Annotated in this window: 6 protein-coding genes and 1 CRISPR repeat array; all 6 genes read left to right on the top strand. The window is 59.6% G+C overall.

Annotation, left to right across the window (positions count from 1 at the left end):
• Positions 1–269 precede the first annotated feature (269 nt).
• A CRISPR array of direct repeats spans positions 270–2434; the repeat unit is 28 nt; unit sequence GGCTCATCCCCGCTTGCGCGGGGAACAC.
• A 506-nt stretch (positions 2435–2940) separates the two neighbouring features.
• The 6 genes from wecC (at position 2941) to QQS52_RS11330 (ending at position 11121) form a co-directional block, all read left to right on the top strand.
• Positions 2941–4218 carry a UDP-N-acetyl-D-mannosamine dehydrogenase gene (gene wecC, locus QQS52_RS11355; RefSeq protein WP_472773944.1) on the top strand — a complete coding sequence of 426 codons (1278 nt, stop codon included), beginning with the start codon at positions 2941–2943 and terminating at the stop codon, positions 4216–4218.
• Between the two features lie 115 nt (positions 4219–4333).
• A complete protein-coding gene (locus tag QQS52_RS11350; protein ID WP_472773943.1) occupies positions 4334–4801 on the top strand; it encodes a hypothetical protein in 468 nt (155 codons plus the stop codon).
• A 144-nt stretch (positions 4802–4945) separates the two neighbouring features.
• A complete protein-coding gene (locus QQS52_RS11345) occupies positions 4946–6472 on the top strand; it encodes a hypothetical protein (RefSeq protein ID WP_472773942.1) in 1527 nt (508 codons plus the stop codon).
• A gap of 250 nt (positions 6473–6722) precedes the next feature.
• A complete protein-coding gene (locus tag QQS52_RS11340; RefSeq protein ID WP_472773941.1) occupies positions 6723–7016 on the top strand; it encodes a hypothetical protein in 294 nt (97 codons plus the stop codon).
• A gap of 3 nt (positions 7017–7019) precedes the next feature.
• Positions 7020–10445 (top strand): glycosyltransferase, encoded by a 3426-nt coding sequence (locus QQS52_RS11335; RefSeq protein ID WP_472773940.1) that lies wholly within the window; start codon positions 7020–7022, stop codon positions 10443–10445.
• 199 nt (positions 10446–10644) lie between these two features.
• A complete protein-coding gene (locus tag QQS52_RS11330) occupies positions 10645–11121 on the top strand; it encodes a hypothetical protein (protein ID WP_472773939.1) in 477 nt (158 codons plus the stop codon).
• Positions 11122–11167: the final 46 nt, after the last annotated feature.

Here is an 11167-nt window from a genome sequence, read left to right as displayed (position 1 = left end):
TGAACTCGACGGAATACTTTCTAGGCATAGTTCAATCCTTCCTTAGCTGAGGTAGGAACTAAACCCAGGACGCTTCATTCTTTACGGGGCGTTCTCGCCCACCCCTCCCACTCGAACCGTCAGTTTACAGACGGATCATATCACTTAGCATCCCTGTAGAATGAACAAACAATTCCAATGGCCCAAGTAATTCCAGACACGGCAAAGAGCCCCATCCCCACTCGCGCGAGGAACAACCGAAAGTATCGGTTGTTTACGCTGGCCAGAGGGGCTCATCCCCGCTTGCGCGGGGAACACTACGATGCCGCCGCCACGATGACTCGACACACCGCCTCATCCCCGCTTGCGCGGGGAACACTCATAGTAGTCGCCATATTGAGGGTCGCGGCAGGGCTCATCCCCGCTTGCGCGGGGAACATTCGCTCAGGAGCGTCGGGAGCGTCTTAAGGATAGGCTCATCCCCGCTTGCGCGGGGAACACTGCCCGGTACTCACGTCATAAGCCGGGGATCGGGGCTCATCCCCGCTTGCGCGGGGAACACTACAACGACCCGGGGCAGGGCCGGGCCGGGGTGGGCTCATCCCCGCTTGCGCGGGGAACACCCCAGCTGGTCGTCCGCGTCCGGGTCCTCGGCGGGCTCATCCCCGCTTGCGCGGGGAACACTTTCGGCGGATCTAGGGTAGCTGGGATACCACCGGCTCATCCCCGCTTGCGCGGGGAACACTACTCCGGGATGTACGTCAACGCGGCCGTGCAAGGCTCATCCCCGCTTGCGCGGGGAACACGTTCTGGAGCGCGCAACTATCGGCTACGGCGGCGGCTCATCCCCGCTTGCGCGGGGAACACGATGGCTCGAGTTACTACGTCGGCCAGGTGGCGGGCTCATTTCCGCTTGCGCGGGGAACACCGGTCACCCAGCGGGTATGACCATCCGGGGTGAGGCTCATCCCCGCTTGCGCGGGGAACACAGTAATGAGCGAGAGCTTGGCACCACTGGTGCTGGCTCATCCCCGCTTGCGCGGGGAACACTCCCGGAGGAAGAACGGCCCGGCGTCCCGAATAGGCTCATCCCCGCTTGCGCGGGGAACACGCTCACGGGTTTTTCGTCATTCTCGCGGCCGGTGGGCTCATCCCCGCTTGCGCGGGGAACACGAAATACAGGTAGATAGGGGACGGGTTACCTCCGGCTCATCCCCGCTTGCGCGGGGAACACTCTCCCCATACTTCAATGGGATCGCCGTAGTGGGGCTCATCCCCGCTTGCGCGGGGAACACTACCTCGAGGAACACACACCCACCACGGCGGACGGCTCATCCCCGCTTGCGCGGGGAACACCCCCTGTGGGCGTTCAGCCACGTCAAATCCACGGGCTCATCCCCGCTTGCGCGGGAAACACGCCCCATAACTCGGAATTCGACCCACTGGCCGGGGCTCATCCCCGCTTGCGCGGGGAACACCGGAAGTCATGATCCGTGTTGAAGATGACCTGGGGCTCATCCCCGCTTGCGCGGGGAACACCGGGGCGAGTCCTGCCATCTGCTCTAGGTCGAGGGCTCATCCCCGCTTGCGCGGGGAACACATCACGCACTTCAAGCAGGTGCGCCGGGCCAAGGGCTCATCCCCGCTTGCGCGGGGAACACCAGCACACGGGCCGTGACCGGCGCGGCGTGGTGGGCTCATCCCCGCTTGCGCGGGGAACACTCCTCTAGCCCCGGCGGTGGTCTCGCCGCCTGGTGGCTCATCCCCGCTTGCGCGGGGAACACGACGAGGCGCCCGTTGGGGTGTGCTGGGTGCCGGGCTCATCCCCGCTTGCGCGGGGAACACTTACTCAGAAGTCGAAGCAGGCGGCGGATGCTGGGCTCATCCCCGCTTGCGCGGGGAACACTCAATAATGCCGGTGCCGTTGCTAAGAACGAGGGGCTCATCCCCGCTTGCGCGGGGAACACGTTCTGGAGCGCGCAACTATCGGCTACGGCGGCGGCTCATCCCCGCTTGCGCGGGGAACACGATGGCTCGAGTTACTACGTCGGCCAGGTGGCGGGCTCATTTCCGCTTGCGCGGGGAACACCGGTCACCCAGCGGGTATGACCATCCGGGGTGAGGCTCATCCCCGCTTGCGCGGGGAACACTCAATGGTGTTCTGGCTGACCTCGGAAAGCGCCGGCTCATCCCCGCTTGCGCGGGGAACACGCTAATTTCATCGCAGAAACCCCGGACGGCGACGGCTCATCCCCGCTTGCGCGGGGAACACGTCAAGGGTATCTGGGATGGCATCATCGATAAGGGCTCATCCCCGCTTGCGCGGGGAACACGTAGCGGCCTCACCAAGGCCATTAGCCGTCCCCGGCTCATCCCCGCTTGCGCGGGGAACACCCGCCGCGTGGGTGGCAAGCACTGCTCGAATCGGGCTCATCCCCGCTTGCGCGGGGAACACTCTTCGCGAGCAGCGAAAACTCGAGCCGACTATCTATAGTACATACGACTTCACATGCCTAGAGGCTGAGCACCCCGCAACACTTCGGCATGCGTAACAGATCGCTACTGTGCCTAAACCCCTCACTCTGGCATTGGCTTTCCCATCACAACTTGTCGGACTAACTGAAGTAATTCTGAAAATTGTTCACATTGCCTTTTAGCCGGAAATTTTCCGGAACGTATGTGGTCCCCAAGAGGACTCAGTCGAGCATTAAGATGTTCATCAACCATACAAGAGAGACGCTCATACCCGAGCCCCTATTTCCCATAGACCCGCTTATCCTCTCGTTCGATGCACCCCCAAAAAAGTCATCCTAACTTAAGTTTTGAATAAGATTTTACATCTTCCCCAGCAAGCTTACTGCCACACGTGTAACATCCGTTCCGAGTCCCACCCAGGTTTTACTAGGCACGCCAGGACGAAACATGCTTGCGTGCCCTTTACTTCTATTGCATAGGATTCCCATGTCGAATACTCACGTCGCATTTGTTGGCCTTGGCTATATTGGCCTTCCGACCGCCGTTGTTCTAGCTAATTCCGGTGTCAAAGTCACTGGTGTCGATGTCAACGGTCCGAACGTTGACCGCATCAACCGCGGCGAGGTAACCATCGTTGAGCCGGGGTTGGAAGAAGAGCTGCGCTCGGCACTGGAGTCTGGCCGCTTCAAGGCCACCACGGAGCAGGTTCACGCGAATGCCTACATCATCGCGGTGCCCACGCCGTTTACTGAGTCTTACGACGTCGACATGAAGTTTATCTACTCGGCAGCTGAGGCCATCGCGCCGCAGCTGGAGGGCGATGAGCTGGTCATCTTGGAATCCACTTCCCCGCCGCTGACCACCAAGAAGATGGCCGACAAGATTCTCGAGCTCCGCCCCGACCTTGTCGCCGACGGCACCGATAACCCTGAGGGCAAGCCGGTGGTCTACTTCGCCCACTGCCCAGAGCGCATTCTTCCGGGCAAGGCTATGGAAGAGCTGCGCACTAATGACCGCATCATCGGCGGCCAGACCCCGGAGGCAACGAAGCGCGCCACCGCTATCTACTCCTCCTTCTGCAAGGGCGAGCTCTTGCCAACCAACGACGTCACTGCGGAGATGGCCAAGCTGACAGAGAACTCCTTCCGCGACGTCAACATCGCCTTCGCCAACGAGCTTTCCCTCATTGCTGACAAGCTCGGCATCGACGTCTGGGAGCTCATCGAACTGGCGAACCACCACCCGCGCGTCAACATCCTTCAGCCCGGCCCCGGCGTCGGCGGTCACTGCATCGCCGTGGACCCGTGGTTCATCGTGTCTGCGGATCCGGAAAACTCAAAGCTCATCCACACCGCCCGCAACGTCAACGACGGAAAGCCGGCCTGGGTTATCAGCAAGGTGAAGGAAGCCATCGAACGCACCGGCGCTTCGAAGGTCGCCGTCCTCGGCCTCGCCTTCAAGGCGGACATCGACGACCTGCGCGAATCACCGGCCCTCAACATCGCGGTGGACCTCGCCGAAGAGCTGGAAGACACCACCTTCCTGGTCGCTGAGCCGAACGTCGACGAGCTGCCCAAGCGTCTCAAGGGCTTCGACAACGCGCAGCTTACCGAGTACACCCAGGCTATCAACGACGCCGATGTCATCCTGTTGCTGGTCGACCACAAGGAGTTCAAGGACCTAGACGCGCACCTGATGGACGGCAAGGAAGTCGTCGACACCAAGGGGATCTGGAACGATATGCTCAACGCGCGACAGGACTAGAACTTTTGACTTTGCTGGCCACTCATCTTTCAGCTTAGGCGGGAGCTGTCTTAGCGGTATCTGATTTCATTCAGGTGCGCTGGTCTGAGTAACGTCCCACCAGGAAAGGAACCACATGAACGACCGTAACCTCTACTTGGGAGCACTTGCGTTGCAGGTTGGCATCGCTCTCATTGGTGTAATCCTCACTTTCTTAGGCCTGTATCCGGCCGGTTTGGGACTCATCGGTCTCAGCGTCGCACTCACGCCGGTAACCGGGCACTTGCGCATGCGCCGCGAGCTGGCCGCGCTGCGTAAGACTATCCAGTCCAGTGGCATCGCCGCACCAAGCACGTCTCACTCGAATGACATCAGCCTTCTATCCGCCAAGATCGATGATCTTTCCGAGTCGGTGAAGGTTTGGTCCCAACAGAATTCGAGCGCTACCGCGGTAAGCCGGAGCGATCGTGACGCCAACAACATCGCCCGGGAAGTTCGAGCCCTGCGCCTTACCCTGCGGGAGTCGGAAAAGTTGAATACTCAGCAGCTGAATCGGTCGATTAAGGACCAGAACACCGCGTCACCGATCACCCAGGAGAAGTAGGAAACATCAAGAATGGCCCCGACCCACAGAGTAGAAACCTCCGCTGGATCTGTACTAGCGGATGCCTCCGCGAGCCCGATTAGGGAGGTCCAGACCGCTGCCTCCCAGGTTTCCTCACTGATAGAGCCCGACGTTTTAGAAAAAATGAATCTGGGCGCTCGGCCAGAGGATGGCGCTACCGAGTTGCCGGGTCTGGCGCTGACTTGCGCTCTCAACAACCTCATCAATGCGCTGATTGACGACTGCTTCGATTCGAAAACACGGGAAGCCCTCCTAGAGGCTCGCCGGACAAACGCGTCCTGGGTGCGCCAACTGATTTCCGAAAACGGTGAGCGCCGCACGAAGGTCTCCGACTACATCCAATACTCAACGGGCGGGGCCTTCCCCTGGGACGAAGTACGTCCTCAAGCAACAGGTTTGGCTCTTCTCTACAACTTCTCCCCTTTCCAAGACACGGGTGCCACGGTGGCGTCTAAGCGCCTGCGTAATTTTGGCGAGACCGTGGACGTCATCGCCTGCTCGTTCCTACACAAAAAGAAGAAAGACACGACGGTGGAGGCAATCGCGGACCCCTACGTGGCTAGCCGGCACTTCTTACCGCTCGCACCGTCGTGGGCAACGTGGGAGCCGTTCAAGGCTTTCGTCTACAAAGCTAATTTCTACGCCAACCACCTTCTGAAGCAGGCTCCTTACGAGTTTTTCTACACCAGAGCCATGTGGGCGCCGTCGCACCTCGCGGGCGCCATGTTCAAGCGGGAGCACCCCGAGCTTCGCTGGGTAGCCGAATTCTCAGATCCCCTCTCGCTCGATGTGGAAGGTAAACCCCGCGGCGGAAAACTCCCCGAGGACGAATTGAGCAGACTGTTCCTCAACGACCTATTGGCCACCTACCCAGACCTCGACCCGGCGGAGATCACCGTGTTTTCTCTGTCGGAGCTGCTTCCCTACGCTTTTGCGGACGAACTGCTCTTTACCAATTCCAACCAGCTCAAGACGATGTTGAGCCACATCCCCTCGGTAGATTTGCGGGCCCGGGTTAAACAAAAGGCCCAAGTCAGCAATCACCCCACGCTGCCTCGCGGTTACTACCTCCATGAAGAGTCTGAGTACGAGGTCGACCCGCAAGTTCTCAACCTCGGCTACTTCGGCGAGTTCTATTCAAGCCGGTCGATTACTGAGGTCACGGCCGCCATGCGCACGCTGCCCCCGGCGTTGGCAGACAAGGTCCATCTCCACGTCTTCACAAACTATATTCCGGCGGGCGAAGGAAACCGGCGCCCGCGCAACCTCAGCAAAAAGCAATTTGATGATCTCGTGAAACGCGCATACGACGGCGTCGGCGCCCAAGGCATCGAAGAGAAGGTCTCGTTTAATCCCTCACTGCCGTTTCTTAAGTTCCTTGCTACTACAGAGAAACTGGACTACTTGATCGTCAACGACGCCAAGTCGGGTCCCCACCACGAATTTAATCCCTACCTGCCTTCGAAGTGGAGCGACTACGCAGGTTCTTCAGCTAAATCGTGGGGATTTGTGGAGGACGGTTCCATCCTGTCGCAAAAGCCCGTGGACGTAAAGACTCCGGTCGGCGACGCTTTAACGGCCCGCGAACAGCTGTGGAAGCTGCTGATCGCGAAGTTCCCGCACCTCGATTCTGGGATTGAAGAGGTTTAAAACGATGGCACATGACCCTAGCGTTTTGACGCTGCTGGCAAAGCTCGGCAGAGCCTCTACGCCACCCGTTAAGAAGAGCTCCTTCGGAATCACACTGAAGGGCATGCTAAAGCCTACGGAAACCACCACGCCGTCGTCGATCCTCGTATCGACCCCAGAGTCATTCCACGCCCTTCCAGAGCCGACCACGTACCAATTTGGAATCCCGGGCGTCCTTAGCGAACAGGCCGCAGAAGATTGCGTGACCCGGATGGTGATAGACGCTGCAGCCTTTCACAGCGGCCCGTGGCTCGGGACCGACAACGGCGGGAACAAGCACCTAGCCGACGAGGTTTTCGAGGCCGGACGCCTGATCCGGGCGCGGGGCGGGGTCGTTATGTTTTTGCCCGATCCGTCGGCTGCTGACGGCCCAGAGCTCGCTCGAATACGCTCCACCGCAACCGTCGACCTGTCCCACATCCCCGAAAAGGACATGGAGGAAGAAGCCCCGCAAACCGGCGCCTGGCAGTACTGGGCCACCATGGCGAAGAAGCGAGGAGACTAAAACATGAATCACTCGAAGGACACGTCCACGCGAATCTTGGTCGCCCTCGATTGTGCCTACGCCACTAGCCAATTCTCTGCCGCGTGGGCAGCCAATTTTCTGGCGTACCTCAACGATGGAACGACTCAGATCGATTTCCTGTCCCGCGCTACGGAGGATCACCCGCTCCACGACCACCTGCGCTCCCAAGGCGTCAATGTTCTCCCCGTACAGCCTTTCGACGATCCCTCTAGCGTCGATCTCGCGGGTGTCAAGCCTCGCTTCCGGTCTCGCCAGATTGTTAATCTGGCAACAGGTTCCGACCATCCTGACTACGACATCGTCCTCACCCAGGGGCTTGAGCTTTCTCGATATGTAGCCGGAAGCAACGCCCTCCAGAGCGCGCTGTGGTCCTTTATCGACGATGATCCCTTCCGCCCCTCAGTCCGATTTCCGCAGGATGCAGAAGCCCTGGAGATCATTTCTGAGAATTCCAAGCTTATCCTGACCACGTCCCGGCGCTCGCGACGTCAAATCGAATCAAATATCGCCGCCTCGACCTCGAAGACTCGTCGACTCCCGGTCCTATCGCTGGCCAAAGGATCTCCCCTCGCTTCTACGACCGATGACGCCAACCAGCAACACGAGACCTTTGTCCTAGACTACAGCGTGTTTTCTCCGGTTCTTGAGAACTTTGATTTCTCAGACATCGCCCGCTCGTTCATGGCCGCAAAGCGGCCGCCGAGGATTGTGCTCACCCACTTTCCCGAAGAGGCCACCGAGGAAGATACCCAGCTTCTGAAAGACTCTGGCCTATACGAATTGCCGGGGCTCGCCACCGCGGCCTGCGCCTTCGCCGACAGCCAGTTCTACTCGCCGAACAGCGTTGTCCTCATCCCTGAAGGATGCGAGGAAGAAACAGTCAGCGCGCAGATTTCTGCGGCACTGCTGTCTGAGGCCGGTTTTGGCGTCCTTTCCTCCGGGCAGGTCTCGCTACCGACCCCCACGCAGATAACAGACAAGCCGATTAAGGCCGACTCCTTCAGCGCGTACTTTTCCACGGACTTGCCGGATTACAGTGCGGTTTCGTTCCGAGAGAGGCCAGTCCGTCTGCTGCTGGCCGGTGCAGACTTCAAATTTGCCGGAGACTTAGTGGACAGCCTCGTCCAGCGAAAAGACATCGACCTGCGCGTCGATCTCTTCGAGGCCAACGCCAAGCCGCAGCCAAAGAAGAGCAAGCCGTTCCTGGACTGGGCAGAAGTAATCATCGCCGAGTTCGCTGCTAAGAACGCCATTTGGTACTCGCAGAATGTCCAGGGCAACCAGAAACTCATCGTTCACCTGCACGGCTACGAACTATTGCAGGATTGGATCGACGACCTCGTAGTCGAGAACTGTCACCGGATTGTGTTCGCGTCCGAGTTCTACCGGGACAAGGCTATCCAGTGGAAGCAGTGGCCGGCGGAAAAGCTGACGGTGGTGCCGAACACCGTCAACCCAGGCGACCTTGAGCGGGAGAAGGAACCCGACGCCCGCTTCCACATCGGCACCGTCGGAATCGTGCCCATCCTCAAACGTCCCGACAGGGCCATCGCTCTCCTTGAGAAGCTGCTGGAGACAGATCCCCGCTATGTGCTCCACATTAAGGGACACCTGCCGTGGAACTATGCGTGGGAATGGAAGAAAAGCGCCCACCAAGATTCCTACCGGGCGTTCTACGAACGCATCGGGGCAGATCCCAATTTGTCCACGCACGTTGTCTTCGAACCGTTCTCGCCGGACGTCGGAAATTGGCTGACCAAGATCGGCTGGATCCTTTCCCCTTCCACCCGCGAGACCTTCCATTTGTCGGCCATCGAAGGCGCCTCCAGCGGCGCGGTGCCTATTGCCTGGCACCGGGAAGGCTCTGAGGAGATCATTGGAACTGAGCACAACGTACGCTCTACCGAGGAAGCCGCGGAAAGGATTCTCTCCGCGCGCTCCCCGCAGGAGTTTCAGAAACTCTCCGAACAAGCAAAGCGCCATGCAGCCAAATATGACGTCCGCGTCGTTCGGAACTCATGGCTAGAAATGGTATTCGACGCAACTATGCAAGACCCAGACACCGACGCTAGCGCGGCCATAACCAGCCCAGTCTTCACCCAGGTTGAGGAAGCCTTGCAGCACCACGACCCAGAAGCTGCGCTGTCGATTCTCGATGGGTCCATTCCGCAGACTAAGTCCGCCCACGGTCCGGTCAAAGACCTCGAGCTATTCCTTCGAGGCATGGCCGCGCTGGACGAGAAACGATTTACGCACTTCTTCCCCCGCGAATCCGGTCTCGATTTCTCCCGGGGTATTGCGGTCATTCGTCCGGCTGGAGCGACGAGCCTCTCGATGACCCTTGGAGGGATCGACGAAAACGTTCTCGACATAACCCCTCCGAACTACCTGCGCCTGCCGGAACGCTACGTCCCCTTTGACGACGCCGATGACCCGCTGCCCGACATCGGCAGCGCGCAATCGACGCATGATCTCGAGATCCGCCTGGATCGCTGGATCCAACTTGCCAAGCTGGATGTCCAGTGGTTGATTAATTCCACCGGTGGGGCCCCCGCACTCGTCGCGCAAGGGCCGTGGTGGACCGCCTTTGCGGCCGCACAAGCCGCGGACGAATGGCGCCTGCCCTTCGTGTGGATCCTCGACGGGACGGACGAGACAATCGAGGCCCTGTCCGATCTAGAATCCGGCCGCCGGACGACCAACTTCTCCCACCAGATCGCCCGGAGCGTCTTCGAAAGAGCAGATCTGCGCATAGCTCTCGACGAATCCCTCATCACCCCTAAGGTGCCCTACTGGGAATTCGATGGGGTCATCAGCCGCGACGGTTCGACGGCACCTGCGGGACTTCCGGCCATCGCGCCAGTCATGCTCGAGGACTTCATCCGCAACAGCACGCCGCACCGTCTCAGCGACAACGACAGCATCTTGCTGAAGCCTCTCAATGAATTGCGAGTCGGCGTTGTGGGCGCTCCGGATCTCCGGAAGGAGCTTGGAAAGTTGGTCGCCGAGGTTGTAGAGATCCCGAAGAAGGACTACTTCGATTCTCTGTCACCAGACCTCGACGTCGTGCTCATCGACCAAGAAGCTGACGGCTCCGGCCCGTGGAAGGCACGGATCTCGCACGTAAATGAAGCTAAAGTTGGTCCACCGGCGAAGGTGTTCGACCGAGCCAGGCTCCTAGGAGTTCCCACCGTCTTCCTACAGCGAGGAACTACGCACCTACCCCGCACTTTCCTCGCCGCCGCGCGCAAAGCGGACGCCGTGCTCAGCGCATCTCCGGAAGGCTTGTCGAGGCTCTTGCAACTGCACCCGACCTCGATCACCCGACTCGGGTTGTTCCTTGCCAGCGCCAGCCCCCAAGAGCGCTGGATGAAGGCGTTACGCTCCGTGGGGGTGTCAGTCAAGTAGCTGACCAGACACCGCGCCCCTCGCTGCCTCCCAAACGGCTGCCACACTTTTATCGCAACAGCCAGGGTTCGTGCATCTACATAGCGGCCGCGGTCACCGGCATGGAAAAGTATCAACACTCGCGTACGCTGGGAGTGTTCTGTCAGGCAGCCAAGCGTAGCCTAGCTGGACAACTTCCACCAGACACCAGGAGACAACCATGATCAGCAATTACGAGGCGTTGAAGCGTTTCCTTCAAACGCAGCTTCTCGATAAGAAACTCGAGTTCAACCCCCTCAAGACGACAAAATCCGCCCCGGCGGCGCTTCTCCGAGGTTTCCGAGAAAAAGGCTGGTCAACCGAGCGCATCGTCGACGGGGTAAACCAACTAACCGTTACACAATTACTGACCCGTCAGGATCCGGAATACTTAACCTCGTCGGCGCAAAGGTGTACCGGCACCCTGCACACACTGAAACTATCTGCCGCCGGAAGCACCTCACCAAACGAATGCTCGATTTTGCTGGGCTACCAATCGCGGCTGGCGCGGACTTTGCCCGAGATGAGTTTCAAGTGGCCCGCGCATTTTTCACCGTCATGCCCAAGCCCATCGTCGTCAAAGCTACCGACTCGGGTGGCTCCAAGAGCGTTACCGTGGGAGTTTTCGGTTGCGTCCGCTAGCGTGGTGTATCTGTAGCCCGCGGTTGGCCTTGTGCCGGTGCACAATGAGGCGACCATCGCGG

Source organism: Corynebacterium sp. 1103A, assembly GCF_055700955.1.
Note: the sequence above shows the minus strand (reverse complement) of the source record. Positions and strands in the feature narration are given on the sequence as shown.

Bases quoted from the DNA above. Each gene is read 5' to 3' on its own strand.
- wecC (WP_472773944.1), top strand. From the start codon at position 2,941: ATGTCGAATACTCACGTCGCATTTGTTGGCCTTGGCTATATTGGCCTT.
- QQS52_RS11350 (WP_472773943.1), top strand. From the start codon at position 4,334: ATGAACGACCGTAACCTCTACTTGGGAGCACTTGCGTTGCAGGTTGGC.
- QQS52_RS11345 (WP_472773942.1), top strand. From the start codon at position 4,946: ATGAATCTGGGCGCTCGGCCAGAGGATGGCGCTACCGAGTTGCCGGGT.
- QQS52_RS11340 (WP_472773941.1), top strand. From the start codon at position 6,723: ATGGTGATAGACGCTGCAGCCTTTCACAGCGGCCCGTGGCTCGGGACC.
- QQS52_RS11335 (WP_472773940.1), top strand. From the start codon at position 7,020: ATGAATCACTCGAAGGACACGTCCACGCGAATCTTGGTCGCCCTCGAT.
- QQS52_RS11330 (WP_472773939.1), top strand. From the start codon at position 10,645: ATGATCAGCAATTACGAGGCGTTGAAGCGTTTCCTTCAAACGCAGCTT.